Source organism: Bacillus sp. FSL H8-0492, assembly GCF_038006145.1.
Taxonomy (GTDB): Bacteria; Bacillota; Bacilli; order Bacillales; family Bacillaceae_G; genus Bacillus_A; species Bacillus_A mycoides.
The window spans coordinates 101,428-122,076 of the sequence record NZ_JBBOUP010000002.1; the positions used below are offsets into that span (position 1 = coordinate 101,428).

The following is a 20,649-nucleotide window of genomic DNA, read 5'->3' on the forward strand; positions in this document are numbered from 1 at the left end:
TTATTTCTTATACAATGCCTTTTAGCATATATCTCCAATATAGAAAAGGAAGTGCATATCTCTTTAACAAAAACATACTATATCGTTCTTTCGATTGATCAAACGGAAATGTTTCTTGTTCTTCCTGATGATAATCAATTCTGCTAAAATCAAACTTTTATACCCCGTGACAATGGGACAAGATGTATAGCCATTATATGTCGCCTGCACCTCCTGACCCTGTAAAAATGCCAATAGGTTTGCTCTTACAACAGGGATTTGCTTTCGAATAGCCGCCCCGGTTTTAGAAGTTGGCAAATTGGTGCAATCTCCGATTCCAAATATGTTGGGGTACCGTACATGCTGCAATGTATAAGGGTTTACATCTATCCATCCCTCTTCGTCTCCTAGTAAACTATTCTTGATCATATCATGTGGTCCCATAGGCGGGACAACATGTAAGAGATGATACGGTATGCTTTCTCTATTACCTGTTTGTATATCTTCAAAAATCGCTTCTTTTTTTTCAGCGTTAATTTCTACTAAATTCTGATGAAAGTTCGTTATAATTTGTTTCCTCTGAATCACCTTTTCTAAAGAGGACGCATAGCGAGGTACATGAAAAATATGTGGATTTGCTGTTTGAAACATAATCTTACTTTTCTCCCGGACACCTTGGCGACAAAAGTATTCCTCGGCTAAATACATAATTTTTTGGGGTGCACCGCCACACTTGATAGGGGTATTCGGATGCGTAAAGATGGCGTTTCCTCCTTTAAATTGTTGGATTTCTCTCCAGGTTGCATCCGTATAGTCATACGAATAATTACTACAAACCCCATTTTTCCCAATCAATTCTTTCAATCCTTTAATGTGATTCCAATGCATTTGAATACCCGCAGCTACAATTAACATTTCATAGGCAATAACAGTTCCATCCTCTAGCAGCAACCTGTTTTCTACAGGGCTTATTTCCGCAACGTTCCTTTGTATCCAATGTACGCCTTCTGGAATGAGGTCGGATTGCTTTTTCATCGTTGCTTCTTTTTTGACAATCCCAGCTCCCGCAAAGGTCCATAGTGGCTGGAAATAATGTGTTTGAGCAGGGTCTATGATGGCCACCTGTTCTTTTAATACAGGGGCATGACGGAGTAAATGAGCAGCCAAGGAAATCCCAGCTGTACCAGCTCCGATAACAACAATTGTATATGCTTGTTTCATATGTCTTCCGTTCTACTGTAATTGAAAAACAGCACTCATAGGATTATGATCACTATGTGTAAACTGTAAATCGTGTCCCTTGACTTGAAGGATTTCCACATTAGGTGAGACTAAAAATCCATCAATAATGGTCACAAAACTTTTTCCTTTGATGTATGCCGTACGATTATCGCGTACCGTATACACAGAAGAATCTACAGCCCATTGAAACCCTCCTTCTGTAAAATCTTGGGGCAAACGCACTAACCATTTGGGCCAGGCGGCTAGAAATGCGGGGTCTTGTAACTGAATATCTGACAGTAGCTGATTCCAGTCGCCACCTATAATCACATAATCCCCCTTCTGATACTGTGTATGCATATACTGTTTTATGTATTGCAGTTGTTGTTTGCGGATATTCCCACCTGCATCATATGCCGAGACATGTAGATTTACGATTCGTAAGTTCTTTCCATTTTCAACCGGGATCATGTGTTCTACCATCGCACGATCTAAATCAAAGAGTTGCTTAGGCCAAGGCTCTCTCCCTGGTAATTGAAAACGAGTTGCTTGTTGTATGAAGTAGGTAGAAAACGTAGCGAGTCCTGATTCCACATATCCCATGGGACGCAAAAAGGGAACCGGAACCCATGGATTCCTATAATTATAACCAAATGTAGACGCATGAGAGGATAACTCCTGTTGAAAAAATTGATATTCATTTTGATCAAAAGAACGGAATGCTTTCATATCGACTTCTTGTAACAAGACAAAATCTGCATAATCTGCTTTTAAGAAGGAAGACATGTGCTGTAAATTCTGTTTGGTTTGTTCTTTACTACGAGAACGTGAGCCTGTTCCTCCGTCCATGAAGAAATCTTGTTTTGCATCTAATCCTGCGTAACCAATGTTGAAGGTAGTAACTTGGAATGGCGTATAGGATGGTAATCTGTTTTCTTGCGAGTTTTCTATCATAAGATTTACAGATTCGGATGGCTTTTTATGCTTCCATGTAATAAAAGCTAAAAAGATGATAGGCAGTCCGAGCAAAACCAATGAGAAAGTAACCAATATTCGGGTTCCACTTTTCATCCTCTTCCCCTCCTTTTTCTATGTTCCTAGACAATCCTGCCAGGTCTCCCCATTATATATCGGATATAAGGGAAGTATTTTGAGAAATATCTCGAAACGGCTAGAATAAAAGGTTTTTCTCTTTTGGAGACCGAATATCATGAGAAATTATATGTACAAAAGGGGGCCGAGAAGATGTAATCTTCATTTGAAAGTGTATGTAAAGATAAAAACATGAGGGGGTATTCATTTGAAACATTGTAAAAGACTACTGCAATCCTTTCTTTTGCTTTTCTTATTTTTCATTTTTTATAACGCACCTTCTGTATCTGCAGAAACACATCCAAATTACGGAAAGGTATTTCCACCAAAAGAAACATTCAATCCAGGGGATTGGTTTGTGGGAGCAACACCTACACAGGTAGATCCTACCAAATCACCGATTGTATTTGTGCAAGGAAAAAACGGAAAGGCAAATGATTGGTATGGAGATACTTACTATCATGGAAAAAATACGATGTATGACCTTGCTTACGATGCTGGCTATCAAACTGCTTTTGTACAACTGTACGATGCGGCGGGAACAGGGTCGGTAAGTCCTTGGACAAATGGGAAACTATTAGCTGCAAAATTAGAAGCCATTTCGCAACATTTTGGAAAAAAAGTCAACATCATCGCGCATAGCAAAGGGGGCATTGATACACAAGCGGCTCTTGTACAATATGGGGCGCATCGTTTTGTGGATAAGGTCATCACACTTGGATCCCCTCATTATGGGACACATCTAGCAGATTTATCCTATAGTTGGTGGGCGGGATGGCTTGCCTCTTTACTAGGGCAACAAGATGAAGGAACGTATGCGTTACAAACCGGGGAAATGGCACGATTTCGCTCGATTATTGATAGTAATCCTGCCACAAAATCCAATCAATATTACACGATAGCAGGAACCAGTTGGGGGCCTACTTTTTCTGCTTTATCTATGGGAGGATTGTATTTGTCACCATATGGAAATAACGATGGCCTTGTCAGTGAATGGAGTACCACTTTGCCGTACGGTGCCCACCTTTTTTCTGATGTTACATTAGATCATGATTCAATTCGAACGGGAAGTGCCGTCTTTTCTCGCATAGAACCTTACTTACGAACGAAAAAAATGGGGCCAGCATGGTCACCGTCTGCCGCGCCTTCTAGGAATGAGCCCTATACAGAGTTAGGACCGACAGAAAACCAAACGGTTTTAGGCGGAGAACTGATCCCACATCAAGAAAATCGCGCTGTGTTTTCTGTGGATACATTGACATCAGGAACTGTATCGGTTTTGACTGCGCGTAAACAAGTAGAGATACAACTTATTTCGCCATCAGGGAAGGTTTACACCAAACAGGATGCGGTAGTAACAACGGGTGATGATACCTTTTTTAAAGGGGCCTTTATTCATACATTTCAAATAAAAAGTATGGAAGTGGGAGACTGGAAGATACGTATGAATACGGAAGGGAAAGATGCTTATTTAGCGATGGTACAGTATCAACAAGAAGCACCTTTCCATTTGAAAATACCGGCTAAGCTGAAAGCAAATCAAGCAAAATTACAAATCCAATCTGCTGATAAAAACCCAGTTGAAGCGGAGGATGTCTCTATGACGGTTCGAATTGTCGATCAGACAGGTACACTGATTTCACAATCTGATGGCGTTCAGCAAGTAGATGCACATACGCTATCTACCACGTTACAGCATATAGAGCAATCCGGTGTATACAATCTTACCATTGATGTGAAAGGGAAAAATAAGGCGGGGCATCCATACACACGTACGATTATACGTTCTATATATATTGAGAAGTAATATATATATTAAAATTCTATAAACAGAAAAAGGTGCCCCTAGGAGCACCTTTTTCTGTTTGTTACATGTATTCATTTTCAATCTTATCATGATCCATGTAACTGTTTCCGGACTAGGATTGTCCCTACCCATGCATGTTCTAATAAGAAAGGTATACAAATAGTGATGGACCTTGTAGGATTTAAACCTACGATCGGACGGTTATGAGCCGTCTGCTCTTACCAACTGAGCTAAAGGTCCCTAGAAAAGCATATGGATAAGGAGTATATATGTATTACATACTCTTTTTCTTAGCACTCATTATTTTTGGAAAAAGAAAAACACTCTCATAAGTGTCTTCCTTTGACTTGATAACCACTTTAATTTTAATAACATCTCTTGATATACTGACAAATATACATAAAATTCCTATCTAGATTGATTCTATCATATGTACCTAACATTTTTGTTGAGAAAATAATCGCGCTCACTATGACTTCGCACATACACAGCTGATATATGTGATGGGAGAAGGAACTTACTGTGAATTATTCAGGTACCATTTCAAAAGTGACAAACTCTTCAAGATGTTGTAACGTATCATGAAATTCATTTTTATCAAAGGATGCACAGCGCCCCCTCACTTGTACCACTTTTCCCTTTTCATATTGAGGTTCAAGATATGTGATTACAAATATATCTACATTACGATCTGGAAAACAGTAAAAAATCACTTTTTTTCCGGACCAAGCTAATGGATAAATGTTTTTTAATTTTTTCCTTGTGGCTTCATCTCCAAGATGCGGTGCAGTATCTATGGTTTGTCCTACAAAATCAGTTCTTTGTTGATGAACAGTTTGTAATAATGCCTGATTCACATCAGTAAAAACATAGTCCCCTTCGTCTTGTTTGAACATAAAATACATACGTGAGTGATGTTTCTCATAGTCTTGCAGCAACTCTTCTAATAATGAACATAAGACCATTTTCATCTCTTTTTAATCCCTTCTGTGAGAATGATAGAATATAGGTTTATTTTAATTCAAATGTTGAGAAAAAACAAATTAAAAATTCTGAATTTTAAAGTTATTTTTATTACCCTCGAATATCTACTGGTCTGTAATTACATTGCTCCTAAAACGTTTATCCCTTCGGAATATGCATGATCTTACACATTCATTTTAAGCGCCATGCACCCTATATGTAATAAAAAGTTGTTACATATAGATTGCAAGACATCTTTATTTCTCAATCATTTAGCTATAAGGACAATATGTTTTTTCTAATATAATAAACTTGGTTCATTTCATACAAATTATAAATAAAGGGGGTTTTTTATAAAAACATCTAACAAATTCTATGTTATTCTCAAGCAAATTACATGTCTCTAAACTAGCGATTATAAAGGCAATCAAGATGGTAATAAAAAGAAGGTGCTAGAAATTGATGTATTCTATTGTAACTATTTCTGAAAGCCAATTAGCCTCCATTTATGAAAAACTTCATCAAAAAGCAGAGAACCATTATCATCTCTTTGATACATTTGATGAAGTAAGATTAGATATTATTATCCCCTTTTGAAATGCATGGACAAATGAAATATGGAAGGAGTGATCATGTTGCATAAAGAACAAGCTTATACATTTCTAAAACAAGTGTATCAAGATGTTATCTTAAATTTGAAATTATATAAAATATCAGATTATTTTAGTGACCAATATATGCAAGTTACGGATGGTACAGAGGTGAATATACAAGGGTTTCATACTCATATGGAAACTTTAAAAAGTATAGTAGACACACTGGCATTGTCACCTTTTTACGATTTTTTATTTGATGAAGAGAAGCAGACAGCAACGCTAAGATATGAGATTCATGTAAAGAAGAAAAATGGGAATAGTGGTGTCGTAGAAATCATAGCGATTTTTGAATTGAAAGATGGGAAAATTTTACGTTGTAATGAACTAACTCGTTCCTTACAACCTGATGATGAATTTAATACCATTGGAAAAATTAATATAAAAAAATAACACCTAAGTTTGCATGCATCATATGTTGCGAAGCCAAAACCTAAGCTCAGGTTTTGGCTTCGTTTGGCTAGTATACGGCTTATGTTCATCTTATTGAAGCAAATTTACTTCCTTCCATACCCACTAGCATGTCTCTCAATAAGAACTGGCAGATGAGCAAAAATACCGCATGCTAACATTGCAAGCTTTTTATGCACTTTTAAATACCATCCATATTCTTATAACATCGTTGATACATCATTCATATAGTCCACGCTTTTTCAAATGCTCACGTAAACTACTGGCGCGACATTTTAACCGTTTTGCAATTTCCACATATCCCATTCCTGTATTCCGTAACTGAACCGTATCCTCACACAATTGATCCCATTTCCATTCTGCATTCTTTGCTCTCACATTTTCCTCCCCAGACAAATGCTTTCCTAACTGGTATACTTCTTTCCCCCATTTACAATTTGCAATGCAATGTTGATAGGAGCCGAATAGATATTCACATCCACGGCAATGCTGTTCTTGTATATTTATAATTTGAATTCTCGTTTCTTTTGCATTCATCTTCCATTCTCCCCTATGTTTCTTTTTCCTTATGATAACAAAAGAAACATATTTTGTTTATGAAACTAATTCCGGCGCTAAAATAGCTTGTTTTACAATTTTCGACACAAATAACTCATAGAGCATCTTATTCTTTTTAATCCCCCTCCGCTGATTCAGAGGATAATCAATCGAAATAAGGAGTATACAGTGTATATGGAGTTGTATTCCACCTACGAAAAACACCTATTGTATTTAAAGGTATCTAAAACCTTTATAAACGGTTAGTAATCGATTTGTTCGTTTTGCTATTCAACTTAATTTAAAACGTCTTACAATAGGATATTAGCACCACAAATGAACTGACAGCGAGAAAGTTTGGTCGTTACGACCAATTCATATGAATTATTGGTTGTAACGACAGGTGCTTTTTCTGCAGGTACACACAATAAATTAGATGCATTGACTTGAGAAACGCCTACTACCTCTACAAAAGGAATCAAAACAATTCAGTCCATCTATCAACATGACCTATTTCTTCTCGTTTATTAAGTCCAATGCAATGAAACTACAGTATCAAAAATGTGCAATGCAATATTCCTTTTTATTATATAAATTGGACGCTAACATTTTGTCTGTTTTTTGGACAAAATAGAAATGCTATATGTTGAAGAATTTCTAGGCTTTATCATGCTAATTCGCTATGATAATAATTAAAAAAAGTAAAGTAAGAGTTATTTTTTGCATTCTAGGAAAGAACCTGCATGATAGGGGGGCTTTTTGTGTATGTGCGCGCAATAAAGGGGTTTATATATAATGCGGAGTAAAAAGAATGCACTTAAAGAATGGAAAGCGGATGTCCAAGTGATGCGAGAAGAAAGGCGCTTGGAAAAGAAAGTGAGAAAAAAGAATAAAAAATATAGTATTCCTGGTCATACGGCTGATTTTATGAATGGAAGCAACACAATAAATAATACAAAGAAAACAGCACCCCAACGTTGTATCTTTGCAGAATTAGAGATGTAATTTTGAACAACTTTGATCGTCTTTTAACTTTGCAACAGAACCTCCTAATATGATGAGACAGGCGCATAATGATAACATTGTACGCCTGCTTTACGATACATCCTAGTATGTATCACAGTAAACCGTTTAAGCAGAGTTCATTTCTTATGCATGTGTATATGAAATCCAGTGTTTACATAACATGTACATACACTTGAAATGTCTCTATAATCGAAGAGTCTCCTTGCCATTCACGCCAGTGTTTGAATTGAAGTCTATACTTGTCAGCACGTATGGCTTGAAATTGAAATATGCGTATCCCCCCATGTCCAATTGTTCCTTCACTTATACTGTTAGGTTGAAATGTTTCTGCAAGTAAATGGACGCCTGATATATTACAGGCAGTCCAACGATATCCTGTAGTGGGGTTTTCTATTAATTGTATAGAAAATAGTTGACCTATAGGAAATGTGATAACTTTTCCTTGATCCTTTTGTGTCAATATAACTACGGGTTGACTATGCGACATGATATATGACTACCTCCTACTATCTCTAGTAGTGAATGATAGAAGTTCGATTTGTGAATTACTAACTATGGATAAAAAAGATGCTTACTCATTTTATTCTGTAATGATGACGAGGTAAGCTTCACCAAACATACATTTCATTCACAGTTCCATTACTTTCTGTATAATTCACAGTTCTTTGGTATTCACATGCATGGGATGCTAGCATAGTCAATGCAACACCGGAACTTATTGGATTGCTAATCAGATTTTTCCATACATCACCTGATCGCATCAAAGAGCCTGTACTTTGTGCGGTAGCTCGTACAGCATCAACCTTTACATTATCTTGTTTTATAGGAGTATCGTTACTATCAATCATTTTATTTGATGCAGTAGGTGGTAATTGTGTTGGATAAGCTATTTGTGTTTCAAACGAAGGTTGTTCTGTTCGTGTTTTATTTTCCTGAATAGAAAAAAACGAAATATCCGTTAGCACTTGGTTGCTTTCTGTAAATTGTACCGTATATCCGGAGGCTTTTGCTGTGATAAGCTGTGTTAACATAGACAAAAAGATGGTATCATTACCGGCATGTATTTTTCGCCACCCTGTATTTTGTAAATAAACCCATGCATTGCGCTCTGTAGCATGTGCCCATAATCCTGTAACTAAACCTTCATTTGATTGCTGATTTGTTATAATTCCATCGACCCCATGATTTGCCCAACTATCAATGCCGCATTCCCCGTAAGCAATTCGGAAAAATCCTTTTTCTCCCCATTGTTCACCCCAGCTATTTTTACAAATCCAGCACCCTTGTTGATCATCATATCCAATAATCGTAACACAATGTCCGCCGAGACTGGATCCTGTTATATGTCGATAGACGCCACCTTGCTAGTAATAAAAATCTTCATATACATTAAAACAAGCACTTACAGGTCCTTTTGTTGCAATCCATTGTTTAATTTTAGCAGGTTGTTGCGTTAAATCCGTATATCCCATAATTTTTACAAGTCTGTTGGTGGCATCGGAACATAAGCCACTACAATTTTGTTTTGCTAATCCTGTGCTATAACTATAGCAGGATTCATCTACAATACCTTTTGTCCGTAAGGTCTCATACGCATTTGCAGGCCACCATCCATTATTACAATTCCGCCCTTCATTATAGCCGTAACAAAAAAATAATTGTGCCTCGCTCAAATCAATTTCTTTATTTGGATCATTGTCTTGTATGCGCCATCGGCTTTCTAGTGTTGCAAGCGCTCCAAAAGAGACGCAAGAACCACAATTTTTTTGGTCTTTAATAGGTGTAATGAAATTTTTTCCATCAACATTTCGCCAATCATATTTTGTAGGAGACCCGTCAGCTTGTAATATTTGTTGTTGGATAGATTGTTTCATACCTTTTACATATTGTTCTAAATCTTCGAGACTTTGTTCATGTGGAGGTGGTGTTACACCTAATCGTAATTTTTTCTTATCTGTCGTAAGTAAGGAAATAGCTGCTTCTCCAGCTATCCAAGGACTTTCTAAAGATGCTAAAGCATTTTGGATACCTTTTAAATTGCTGTTGTTCATCGGCATTATACATTTCCTCATTTCTTTTTATTTTTCTACATATAATTAGCAAACAATAAGTAAGTTCGTTTAAAAATAAAGCGTCATGTGGACTATTCCATTCACTATAATAACTATTAAGATGTAGAATGTACTCTCATTATTCTATAAATACCCTCTCTGACTTATGAACTGTTATGCATTGAGAAATTATTGTAGAGATTGTTTGTGGCAAATTTTTAATGTCGATACACTGTAAGTGAAATGTGCTAAATAGAATAATCTGAGGACTAGAATTAACGAATCAGCGTAGCTCTTTAATATGCAAAACGTTATAACCGGTAATCTTAATATTATTATGTTAACACATAAATGAGGAATACAGCGGCTATGAGATTAATAGGAAATAACCTTAAGAAACCATTTTCATGATACATTGATTATCGTAGCGCTGCATAAATCTTTTTATCTATATCCAACTGTACCAAACAATTAACAAGATAAATAGTTGACCATCTATATTTCTCAACCTACTCATTATATAAATCACCACTTTTTTCTTATATACTAAACCTGTTCTTTCATTACCAAAAATAAGGGGATGTTTTTCATGAAAGTATTCAAAAATATAACGAGTCTTTTAGTAGCAGGTGCAATCGGGGGGAGTAGCTTAGGGATGATACCACTCCATGCAAGTGCAGCATCCATAAAAGACAAGCCGAGCTACATACAACCTCTCGCAAATGAATGGAGCTCCCATTCATCAGGATCTGGTCAAATACAAGAAACGATGATGAAATGGAATCTAACAGTATCAGTAGACACGTTAGGAATAGCTGAAAAAATGAATGGTTTATTACAACATACTACATTTCAAAATATAACTAGAGAAATGACAGATCAGACATTTATTTTTGCAAAAAAACGTTACAATGTGATGGTATTTACATCAGATTCTAAATTTCAACATCATTTTCAAGGTATAAAATTCCATGCAAAGTTACATTATAACGGAACAAATTACAATGTGTATGTATTTGAAAATGGAACCTTCAATACATACAATCAGGAGGAAACGAAACCTTGGGCATGGGCTTATAAAGGGTGGTTACAAAGCAACACTACCGGATCTAACATTCAATTTTATTTGCCGAAATTAGGAGCATAAATGTATTTCGTATCAAACAAAAATAGACAGGAGATATATGATGTGTACATATAAAAAGGCGATTTGTGGCGTACTCGGAATTACTTTGGCATTAGGATTGGGAGGTACGATTCCCAATACAGTAAAAGCAGAAACAAGTTTACCGTACAAAAAGGAATGGAAACGTCCTACTATCATTACACAAGAAAACTACGGGGAACATTTTCACATATCTACAGGACAATTCCTTTCTCTTTCCCTTGCTGAAAATCCAACGACCGGCTATCGCTGGACAACAACAAATATAAATCACCAAATTCCTTTAGTAGGTGAACATTTTCAACCTAATAATACGGGAGACGGGACAATAGGGGAACCTGGCATTCACAAATTTCAGTTTAAAGCCATCAAACCTGGTGTCACGAAGCTCCAATTGAAAAAGTGGCGCTCATGGGAAGGAGATTCTTCCATTATCGATACGTTCTATGTATGGGTACATATAGAAACACCTGAATCAGCATTTTAAAGTGATAGGGACCTCTAAAATAAACCATGCTAAAAAAGTATGGTTTATTTTAGAATGGCTACATAACCTACCACACCATTGCTCGTTTCTCTCTCAATAATTAATACTATTTATTATTATATAAAAATATTGTTTAGGGATATATGTATAACGATAATGGTAGTAAATTTGTTGAATTATTATTAGGGGATTCTCTTAAGACATAAAAAAAATGATTTCAAGTGCTAGTATGTCACCCGATACATCAAAGATAAAAATTATATTTTATTATTTTATCAAGCACATGCCATGTACTATTGTTATACCTTTTCCATGATATATAAGTATCCTCAGTATTAATTTTTAAGGAGATGTAGTTTATGGCGAAAATATTTCAAATGGATGCTATTGATTATGAGCAACATGCCGAAATTTTAAAAAGTTTAGCTCATCCTATGCGCTTATTGATTGTACAAAAATTGATTACTAGGGGTTCTTTAAATGTTTCTGGATTGCAAAACCTTATATATTTACCTCAATCCGTCGTATCACAACACTTAAGTAAACTAAAAATACCTAAAATTGTATCGTATGAACGAAAAGGTTTAGAAGTTTATTATAAAGTAACAGATAAAAAAATAATTGAGACTATACAGGTATTAGGATTATGAAAATCATTTGATATTGATGGAATAAAATGGTGAAATATTCTGGTTATCTTTGTTTGGTACGCAGATTATTCCGTCAGATATTTCTCAACCTCTGGAATCTAGTAAATTAAAATTCATTATTGTATGGTTTTATATGCTATACAATACTTTATTGGAGGGGTTTCACAAGATGCAATTAAGAAAAAATAAATCTATTGTTATTCGGGGTACAGCCGAGATACGTGTAAAAATAGGTCATAGGCTTACTTTTATTTCCAACTATGACCCATTTCTTTTATAGAGGTATTTCTTCTTCTATTGGATGAGGGATCTTTTGTAAGTCAATTACATAATCACCAAATCGTTTGATATGTCTAGTTATATAGGGACTTATCCTTTCTAAATCTTGGCGTGAAAAGCGATAACCTTCATTTTTTAGTTGCCATAAAATTGTTGTGATATCTACTACATTTTGAAAAATTACAGAATTGGTGATTAACTCATTGTATTTTATACGTTTTTCTTGTTCGATTGGATCATTTTCCATAATAATACCATCGCCACCAAAGAACAGCCATTTCGAAAATCCATTATAGGCTTCAACTTTATTTGTACTAGCTGTAATTTGTTCACGTAGTTTCATATCCGATATATATTGAAGAAGGAAGATTGTCCGAATTACCCTTCCAAGCTCTTGAAATGCTTGATATAATCGATTTTTCTTGCTATTACTGCTTAACTTTCTAAGAAGTGTTGAAGGTAGTATTTTTCCCATTTTAATAGAAACAACTACTTGGAACAGGTCTTTCCAGTGAGTTTCAATCAACCTCCAATCAATTACATCTTTAAATAAGGGGTCTATATGTTTATACTGCGTATGTTTATCTGGACGGAAAAATTTTAAATCTTTCCAATTACGAATTCTAGGCATAAGTTGAATTCCTAATAGATAAGATAAGGCAAATACAGGGGTGGACTGTCCTTGTGTATCCGCATGAAGGGTATCTGGTTGAATATCAGATTTATTTTTTAATAATCCATCAATAATATAGATTGCTTCCCAAACACCGCAAGGAATAAAATGACTAAAAAGAGCAATATAATTATCCGCAACATGATGATAGGCCAGAGCTCCATACCCACCATAACGAATATGGTATTCTGATATTAAATTTTCTGTGTACATATCATGTTTTGTTCCATCAGCTGCAGCTATTTTCCCCGTTCCCCATAGTTTTGGTAAACTAAATGTATGATATTGATTTAAAACATCCTGAAGTGCTGCATTTAATCTTGGAATATGAATATGTCTGCGATTCACAAAAGAAAGCATATGAGGTGTAATTGTATTACGCATATGTTTAGCTGTTTGTGTAGGACCTAAATTACATCCATATCCAAATGTAGTCACAATATAACGCTCCGTTGGATCTTCTAGTTTAGAATCTGAACCAGATAAAGGACCAAAATGTTTTGTCCAATGAGTCCAATGTTCTACATTACAAAGGATATCTAATACAGTTCTCTCAGGTAAGCGTTGTATAATTTCTTTTTCCAACAATTTGCTACTTATTGACACAGTTTTTCGTACAAATCGTTTTAAAATTGGTTCCCCATCTTCTGTTATCATAACCTGGCCATTATTCGGATAATTTGAATCTACCGTATTCGCAACAGAAGTTAAGTTCTGTTTCAGTTGTTTAACAAATTGAGTAGGAGAGGAAGGGAAGTTAAGTTCTTTACAATATTCTTTAACTAACGGTTCACATTCTTCCCAAGATAATAACTGTTTCCTATAATCGGCGTATTTTTCAGAACCTTGTACACTCACATCACCTGTCTTTAATTCTGAAGCTAAATAGGAAAATATACAGATTTCAAGCCGTTTACGATACAATAAATTAGAACCTTTTCCAACTCGAAGAGTTTGTTTCCATTGCTCGTTAGCAAATGATAAATCAATACTAGTAGGAAGGTGTTCTACCCTTCGATTTTCATTTAACAATAAAAATTGTAAAGCTTTTATGAGAGAATCATCCTGAGTTGTTGAATCTAATTTTAATAATGAAATCAATCGAAATAAGGTCTTTCTATGACTGTTATAAAATTTTTCTAGTAGAGGAAGATAGTTATTCCCGTTATACGAAGAAAGGGCTAAACAATCTTGTTGTAAAGAGTCTATGCCACCTCTTCTTTCGAATAATTCTGTTATTTCACTTCCTATTATATTCGTATCGTCATGCATATGAGTCGTATGTAAAACTTCACTCAATATATAAATAAGATTTTCACTTATCGAGCGCTGTTTTTCTCGCAAAAGAGCTAATTCTTCTTTTCCCTTTTTATGTATCCTAGCAATCCTTTTTAAAAACATATCTATTAAGTGATCTCTTGTTATAATTTGCGAACGATAAATGACTGATAATAGGAGTGTATATCTTTTCGCCATAGTAAAATCTTTCATTTCCGATGCATCTAAAGCTAATGCTTCTAATGCGAAATTTTTGACTTTAGAATTTGGAACTTCTTTTAACAATTCTTCGATGTTTGACATAAACGATGTAATAAAATCTAATTTGTTTTGTAGCTCTTTCATGTGAGATATTGAGGGACTTTTAGGTAGTTCTTTAAAATAATTAAAACTGGAATGCTTGGTTTCTTGTGAAGTGCGTAATAACTCATCCAGTTTATGTTTTTCTTGATTTGATAATCGGTTCATAACCGTATGGCACAATTGATTATTAACTAACGTGCGGACGCGACGAACAAGCCTATCCAAAGTGCTGAATGCTGGTAACTCATAATGTCCTTTAATTAATTCTTCAATGGCAACATTAATTAAATCTGGTGGGTGATCCATCACATAGGCAGCTTTATAAATAGCTTTTGTTGCTACATGTAAAGCATCTTTTCCAAATGTAGAAACTTGTAAATACTGACGGATTTCTTTTTGATGTCGATACATCACTTTTGAATTGAATTTAATCTCTACTTCATCAGGGATATGGAGACCGGATTGAATATGTTGCAACACAATCGTCGGGATCTCCTTAGGTCGTGGAAAATATCCTAACCGCTGAAAAGATTTCAACATAACTAAACAAATAAAAACGGAGCTTTCTCCACGGGCTATACGATGTGCAAATATATTTTCTTCATGTGTAACCGTATAAATTGTTGCAAGTTCTTTCTTAGATATATTTTGTTTGAACCTGGGATATGCGGTACGCTCAATTGAAGTCACCGGTATTCCTCCTGATTAAAATTATCGCAATGGAATCGTTGATTCTTTCATCTTACGATAAAACATTTAAAATTGTCTATTATGGGTAGACTCTAATCGTACATTGATGAGTTGTTGAAAACATTCAGTTTCGAACGTATGATTAGGGTGTATGATAATAGGATGGAAAATGAGGTGAATTTTGAAAAATGAAAATTGCTTACGCTAGAGTTTCCACATTAGATCAAAATTTAAATAGACAGATAGAAACTTTAAAAGAATTTGGAGCGGAAAAAATATTTACGGAACAAAAATCTGGAGCATCTGTTCATAATAGAGAAATGTTTCAGGAGGCGCTACAATTTGTTCGAAGTGGAGATACTTTTATGGTAGAAGCAATTGATAGACTTGGACGTAATTATGATGAAATTATTCATACTGTTAATTATTTAAAGAAAAGGGAAGTAAAATTAATTATCACGAGCTTACCTATTATGGCAGAAGTTATTGGGAATTCCTTATTAGACAAATTTATTAAAGATTTAATCGTTCAAATTTTAGCTATGATTGCGGAACAAGAACGAGCAGAAACGAAAAGAAGACAAGCACAGGGAATTTCGATTGCTAAACAGAAAGGTGTCTATAAAGGGAGACCGACCCTCTATTCTCCAAAAGCAAAAGATCCACAAAAAAGGTTGGTATATAATCGGGTGGTTGAAATGTTAAACAATGGCGAAGCCATTTCTCATATTGCAAAAGAAAACGGCATAACAAGGCAAACCGTCTACAGAATAAAATATGAGGTGGCTAGTTATTAAGGGATGTTACACAGTAATTTCAATGTATCTCTCATTGGACATATTCACAAAAATCTAAATGACGGGAATTATTAAACGGTTAGATAAAAAGAAACAGTGAATTTAATCGTCACTGTTTCTTTTTACTATTCAAAATATTTCCAAGTTATATCCGTATAGATTTTCACACCTTAACAACATTACTTTACAAGTAATAATCGGGATGTAGAGTTGGAAACGTTGGATTTTTGAACTTGTCCTGTTTTTGTTTGTGGTTTACCTACAGGTTTATTGTAATTAATATTTCCGTTTGCATCTAATTCATAGATTTGAGTACGAGATTCAAACGTAGATCCTGGTGCATGACGGTCTGTTAAATCTATCACACCATTGAAAATGACTTCTTTTGTTTGGTCATCTAGAGAAAATCCTAATTCTTTCAACTTATTCCAAACTGTTGGGTTATGCTGAGAAATCACTTTAAATTTATTATAGATACCTAGTTGTACCCAAGTTGGATAACTATTAACTTGATCTGTATAATATCCTTTAATTTTAGAAGTTCCTAATAATTTTGTTTTATATACAGGTGTACTTAGTTTTGCAGTTACTACTGCACCTGTACGCGGAGCTAGCGAGATGTCTTCTTGTGGAGAGGTGACAGTGTGTGTGATGGTATCAATTGTCGCAGATGCATTTGTATAACCGTAATTTACGGAATATTCAAATGATAATTCACCTTTTACTTCACCAATCAGTGGTACACTGACGCCGATTGAAGATTTTAACCCTTCCTTAGCTCCTGTATTCAAGCTATGCGTGACGGTTAATTGTTTACTTGATTGCATGCTTTCCGTTATGTTTTGTGTTTTTTTTGTTAATGTTTGACTATAACTTTCATTAATTGCTTTTGTATTAATTTCTCTATATTGATCTGAGTTAGGATCTGGTTTAGGGTCTTCGATATATTTATTTACATTCACGTTTGAAATCTGTAGTGTGTTGGTATCCGTAATTGTATTTGTTCGATTATGATACCCATTTAAGGCTTTAAGAACTTGTTTTAATTCCACATTATCTTTTGGAATTGAATTTAGTTGATTTAAAACATCTTGCTCTTGACTTGGTAAAATTAAATAATTAAAGCGAATAAAGTTATACCAACTCTTTCCGCTCCAATTGGTTTGTTCATTTAAATCATCCATTTCTACTAACCTATTGATCGTTTCATACATCGCATGAGTTCGATTATTTACACCTGGATCTGTTTGTTCCACGCAACTTTGAGAATAATCATTTTTACTACAACTACTCATATCAGTTGCTGCAAATGAAGAAGTTGGTAATACCAGTATAGCGGAACTTAATAAACATGCTGTAGGAATTGTACGTAACCATTTGTTTGTTTTCAAAATATATTCCTCCTTAATTTATTACTATACTTAAAATTATAGTAATGAATTCAAAGGAGGAACAGAAGGAAATGCGGAGTTAGCAAAGGACATTTTCAATACATGAGCATATGCAATGTTCTCTAAAAGTATAAAATGCGATGTATACTTACGTCGCATTGGAAATAAAAGTAAGCTTGTGGCCTGTTTTTACACGTATCTCGGCTGTACCCCTATTCCAGGTATACTTGCTTGTTGTAGTTTTATGATAGGGGCCCCCTGTTCTGCGGCGGCGTTACCGGCAGGGAAAAATATTATAGATTATTCTTCAAGACAAGTTGTAGAGGAATCACAAGATCAGCTAGGTAGTTCTACATCGTATCAATACACAGGATCGGAATGGTTAGATATCACACAAGTCTTTCAAAAAAATAATACTGTCTATCTTCGATTAGCTCCAGAGGGAGCGATGGATGCGCCAGGACCATTGGTTTTACCAAAAAAAATGAGCGACCTATTCCTAAAAAATACAAACAATTTAAAAGGATGGTATATGTATAAATACATGCGATATATCAATTATCCACATGTACAAGAACTTCGATTTGATTTTTATGATAAAAATCAGCAATATCAAGGAACAGCATCCACTACTTATTGGTTACCTTAAGTCCCGTATCACTGCAAAATAGTATTTTGGGATGGGGCATGTCATCATGGGTGGAAAATAGGATTCCAAATGGAATGCTTATAAATTGTAAAAAGATCAAGGAATACCTCAAAAAAACGGGCAGGTTTTGCCCGTTTTTTTTGAGGTATTAGTGTAATAAAATATGTGAAAGTAACTTAAGTTGAGGGGGACAAGATTGTGAGAAAATTTATAAATAAAGCATGGCCATTTGCAATTGTGACGTCGTTAACAGTTACTTCGGTCGTGACATGAAATATTACACGCTTTAGTGAGGTGAATGCAGAAGAAAAGGAGAGCAATACGAAGATTAAAAATGTGATTATATTAATCGGGGATGGAATGGGTCCTTCCTATATGACAGCGCACCGTTATATGAAAGGTAATCCGAAAACGTTTGAAATGAAATCAACTGCATTTGATACATACCTTGTAGGTACACAAAAAACTTACTCAGAAGATGAACATGAAAACATTACAGATTCTGCATCAGCAGCGACTGCGATGGCGTCGGGTGTGAAGACATATATATTGATCTACCATTAACGCCCGAAGAAATAACTGCTGTACAAAATGTCGCGCCATCAAAGGATGTGACCGAGATTGATAATGCCATTGAAGCTATTTTTACTAAGCGTTCCCTTACAGGTTGGACGACGGGTGAACATACAGGTGAAGATGTGAATGTATATGCATTTGGGCCAGGTAAATATGTATTCTCCGGTGTTCAAGAAAATACAAATATAGCAAAACGTATCTTTGCTATTGTCGGTGGTAGTGATCCAAATAAGGGAAGACAATGAGTAGAAAAAGAAGGGGCACTTAGCCTCTCCTTTTGTTTAGAATGGTACCATGTTGTAAATTTATTATTTTTCTATACATTTCATTTACGAATAGCATGTACAGAATGGAACATATATACAAGGAGATGTCGAATAAAGTGAAAGTCTGTAAGAAACGAAAAACGGTAGTACCAACATCAGAAGAGATATGGGACGAAAAGTGTCAACAAGCAATTGTTTTATTTAATCAGGGAATAGCCTATCCAGATATCGCAAAAAAGGTTGGATGTCATGTGAGTAATCTATATAGAGAATTGAAAAAACGTGGTCTGTTCCAGTTTCCAGAGTAATGTAGCAAGATAAAAATAGAGACATCTGCAACTTGAATCCTTGAGAAAACAGAAGCTGTATTTTACATGTACAGGATAAATTTTTTTAACACGTATAATGATACGTTCTATGTACAATCAAGAAATAAAATATGTATTGTGATTCTACAAGCAGAAGAGTGCTCCTGGATTTCTTTTCTGTATTTTATCTACATCAGATTATTATGATAATCTATTTATAACGGTATTATACATATCAATATGCGTTCTAAGAAGAAAGGTATAAAAATAGCGATGGCCCCCGCAAAATCGCGTCTTGTTTTCATCACTTTATATTTCTCAATACACTGGTACAGGTTAAAAAAATGATTTGCCATATATAAGTACTGTTGGGATGATTTTAAAACAATAAATGATAAGCAAAAAGATCATACAAGTTAGATGCCTTTATATTGGTGTAATCCCAACAAGACAAAAAAAGAAGAATGGAGGGATATTTATGAAAACCATCTATGTTTTTCATGAAGTATTTCCATAGTCGAACGATTTGGTTTCCATACTCTATGAAAAAATCTCAACTATCATGTGACAGTCAGCTAGAATTTTTGGTTTTTGAAATGGAGGAATTGGATGAAACGTATAGGTAAGATTATAATTATGTTGTTGTGTTGTACGATGTTAGGTTCCGTACATGTTGTACAGGCAAGTTCTATACAAGTTTCTAGTAAACCAATCGTATCTAGGCCGGTTAGTAGTGTAGCGCAAGGTATGCTTGGGAGTTCATTGGTACCACCACCTAATCCAAGCCCATATGGTTTCCATGTAAATTCATCAAAAATCAAAAGACAATATATGTCCCAAAAAACTTTCCATAAACCATATCCATATACTTCAAATTTGTTCCCTACACCATTTCAAATCGACCGATCGATTCAACCACCTAATGAAAAAATAAACTTTGCAACGCTCACTACTACACCAGCCGCTCAACAAACATATACGATGGCACAATTACAAGCACTTAGCTTTGAAAATCTCGTACAAATACTTTCGACCATACGTTGGAGTGACATTACGGATTTATTTCAATTTAATGCCGACTCTCTTGCATTCTATCAAGATCAAAATCGTGTCCAATTTTTAATGCAAGCATTAGAAAAAAAAGGAGCGACGTATACCGCAACCAATTCAAATGGAATAGAGACGTTAGTGGAAGTATTGCGTTCCGGATTTTATTTAGGCTATTACTATAAAGAACTTTCCTATCTCAATGAGCGAACGTTTCATGATACATGCTTACCTGCTTTACAAGCAATCGCAAGCAACCCCGCTTTTCGACTTGGAACAATGGAACAAGATCGAGTCGTGGCGGCTTATGGGAATTTAATTGGAAATGCCTCGAGTAATCCAGAAATTAT

19 protein-coding genes, 1 tRNA gene and 3 pseudogenes are annotated in these 20,649 nt (G+C 35.1%); 12 read left to right on the forward strand and 11 right to left on the reverse strand.

What is annotated here, in order from left to right:
- Positions 1-7: 7 nt before the first annotated feature.
- Positions 8-1,200, reverse strand: a pseudogene (locus tag MHH66_RS27845) (FAD-dependent oxidoreductase).
- 12 nt (positions 1,201-1,212) lie between these two features.
- A complete protein-coding gene (locus MHH66_RS27850; RefSeq protein WP_078185302.1) occupies positions 1,213-2,271 on the reverse strand; it encodes an endonuclease/exonuclease/phosphatase family protein in 1,059 nt (352 codons plus the stop codon).
- A 229-nt stretch (positions 2,272-2,500) separates the two neighbouring features.
- On the opposite strand from MHH66_RS27850, the gene MHH66_RS27855 reads away from it, so the two are divergent.
- On the forward strand, positions 2,501-4,099 hold the full coding sequence (locus MHH66_RS27855; RefSeq protein ID WP_078185301.1) for an esterase/lipase family protein: 1,599 nt from the start codon (positions 2,501-2,503) through the stop codon (positions 4,097-4,099).
- A 166-nt stretch (positions 4,100-4,265) separates the two neighbouring features.
- On the opposite strand, the gene MHH66_RS27860 is transcribed toward MHH66_RS27855, so the two are convergent.
- A tRNA-Ile gene (locus tag MHH66_RS27860) sits at positions 4,266-4,339 on the reverse strand.
- Between the two features lie 287 nt (positions 4,340-4,626).
- Positions 4,627-5,070 (reverse strand): hypothetical protein, encoded by a 444-nt coding sequence (locus MHH66_RS27865; RefSeq protein ID WP_069356707.1) that lies wholly within the window; start codon positions 5,068-5,070, stop codon positions 4,627-4,629.
- 451 nt (positions 5,071-5,521) lie between these two features.
- Between MHH66_RS27865 and MHH66_RS27870 the strand changes: the two genes are divergently transcribed.
- Together MHH66_RS27870 and MHH66_RS27875 are read left to right on the forward strand one after the other, a co-directional pair.
- Positions 5,522-5,659, forward strand: a complete 138-nt coding sequence (locus MHH66_RS27870; protein ID WP_165689471.1) for a hypothetical protein — start codon at positions 5,522-5,524, stop codon at positions 5,657-5,659.
- Between the two features lie 38 nt (positions 5,660-5,697).
- Positions 5,698-6,108: a nuclear transport factor 2 family protein gene (locus MHH66_RS27875; protein ID WP_423231268.1), complete on the forward strand. Its 411-nt coding sequence runs from the start codon at positions 5,698-5,700 to the stop codon at positions 6,106-6,108.
- Between the two features lie 237 nt (positions 6,109-6,345).
- Here the strand turns inward: MHH66_RS27875 and MHH66_RS27880 are convergent, their stop codons facing one another.
- On the reverse strand, positions 6,346-6,663 hold the full coding sequence (locus MHH66_RS27880) for a hypothetical protein (protein ID WP_065486709.1): 318 nt from the start codon (positions 6,661-6,663) through the stop codon (positions 6,346-6,348).
- A 795-nt stretch (positions 6,664-7,458) separates the two neighbouring features.
- Here MHH66_RS27880 and MHH66_RS27885 point away from each other — a divergent pair.
- Positions 7,459-7,668 carry a hypothetical protein gene (locus MHH66_RS27885; RefSeq protein WP_078185299.1) on the forward strand — a complete coding sequence of 70 codons (210 nt, stop codon included), beginning with the start codon at positions 7,459-7,461 and terminating at the stop codon, positions 7,666-7,668.
- A gap of 172 nt (positions 7,669-7,840) precedes the next feature.
- On the opposite strand, the gene MHH66_RS27890 is transcribed toward MHH66_RS27885, so the two are convergent.
- The 4 genes and pseudogenes from MHH66_RS27890 to MHH66_RS27905 all read right to left on the reverse strand — a co-directional run.
- Entirely contained in the window at positions 7,841-8,176 is a 336-nt protein-coding gene (locus MHH66_RS27890; RefSeq protein WP_078185298.1) for a protease inhibitor I42 family protein, read from the reverse strand.
- Positions 8,177-8,297: 121 nt separating this feature from the next.
- Complete coding sequence (locus MHH66_RS27895) at positions 8,298-8,720, reverse strand: hypothetical protein (protein WP_340868056.1); 423 nt, start codon at positions 8,718-8,720, stop codon at positions 8,298-8,300.
- A 131-nt stretch (positions 8,721-8,851) separates the two neighbouring features.
- Entirely contained in the window at positions 8,852-8,986 is a 135-nt protein-coding gene (locus tag MHH66_RS27900; RefSeq protein WP_340868059.1) for a hypothetical protein, read from the reverse strand.
- Positions 8,940-9,761, reverse strand: a pseudogene (locus MHH66_RS27905) (C1 family peptidase); the annotation flags it as partial. The pseudogene MHH66_RS27905 and the gene MHH66_RS27900, both read right to left, overlap by 47 nt.
- Before the next feature lie 568 nt (positions 9,762-10,329).
- Between MHH66_RS27905 and MHH66_RS27910 the strand changes: the two are divergent.
- The 3 genes from MHH66_RS27910 to MHH66_RS27920 all read left to right on the forward strand — a co-directional run bounded on the left by MHH66_RS27910 (position 10,330) and on the right by MHH66_RS27920 (position 12,042).
- Positions 10,330-10,887: a hypothetical protein gene (locus MHH66_RS27910; protein WP_078185297.1), complete on the forward strand. Its 558-nt coding sequence runs from the start codon at positions 10,330-10,332 to the stop codon at positions 10,885-10,887.
- Positions 10,888-10,927: 40 nt separating this feature from the next.
- Entirely contained in the window at positions 10,928-11,392 is a 465-nt protein-coding gene (locus MHH66_RS27915; RefSeq protein ID WP_165689472.1) for a protease inhibitor I42 family protein, read from the forward strand.
- Positions 11,393-11,751: 359 nt separating this feature from the next.
- A complete protein-coding gene (locus MHH66_RS27920; protein WP_078185295.1) occupies positions 11,752-12,042 on the forward strand; it encodes an ArsR/SmtB family transcription factor in 291 nt (96 codons plus the stop codon).
- Positions 12,043-12,316: 274 nt separating this feature from the next.
- Here the strand turns inward: MHH66_RS27920 and MHH66_RS27925 are convergent, their stop codons facing one another.
- Complete coding sequence (locus tag MHH66_RS27925; protein ID WP_078185379.1) at positions 12,317-15,265, reverse strand: Tn3 family transposase; 2,949 nt, start codon at positions 15,263-15,265, stop codon at positions 12,317-12,319.
- A gap of 188 nt (positions 15,266-15,453) precedes the next feature.
- On the opposite strand from MHH66_RS27925, the gene MHH66_RS27930 reads away from it, so the two are divergent.
- Positions 15,454-16,062: a recombinase family protein gene (locus tag MHH66_RS27930; RefSeq protein ID WP_078185378.1), complete on the forward strand. Its 609-nt coding sequence runs from the start codon at positions 15,454-15,456 to the stop codon at positions 16,060-16,062.
- Between the two features lie 179 nt (positions 16,063-16,241).
- Here the strand turns inward: MHH66_RS27930 and MHH66_RS27935 are convergent, their stop codons facing one another.
- Positions 16,242-17,453: an ETX/MTX2 family pore-forming toxin gene (locus MHH66_RS27935; protein ID WP_078185377.1), complete on the reverse strand. Its 1,212-nt coding sequence runs from the start codon at positions 17,451-17,453 to the stop codon at positions 16,242-16,244.
- Between the two features lie 244 nt (positions 17,454-17,697).
- On the opposite strand from MHH66_RS27935, the gene MHH66_RS27940 reads away from it, so the two are divergent.
- The 4 genes and pseudogenes from MHH66_RS27940 to MHH66_RS27955 form a co-directional block, all read left to right on the forward strand.
- Positions 17,698-18,102 carry a hypothetical protein gene (locus MHH66_RS27940; protein ID WP_340868045.1) on the forward strand — a complete coding sequence of 135 codons (405 nt, stop codon included), beginning with the start codon at positions 17,698-17,700 and terminating at the stop codon, positions 18,100-18,102.
- 198 nt (positions 18,103-18,300) lie between these two features.
- Positions 18,301-18,923, forward strand: a pseudogene (locus tag MHH66_RS27945) (alkaline phosphatase).
- Positions 18,924-18,964: 41 nt separating this feature from the next.
- Positions 18,965-19,252 carry a helix-turn-helix domain-containing protein gene (locus tag MHH66_RS28700; protein WP_374191535.1) on the forward strand — a complete coding sequence of 96 codons (288 nt, stop codon included), beginning with the start codon at positions 18,965-18,967 and terminating at the stop codon, positions 19,250-19,252.
- A 609-nt stretch (positions 19,253-19,861) separates the two neighbouring features.
- Positions 19,862-20,649 (forward strand): M9 family metallopeptidase N-terminal domain-containing protein (locus tag MHH66_RS27955; protein WP_340868048.1); only part of this gene is annotated, 788 nt, incomplete at its 3' end.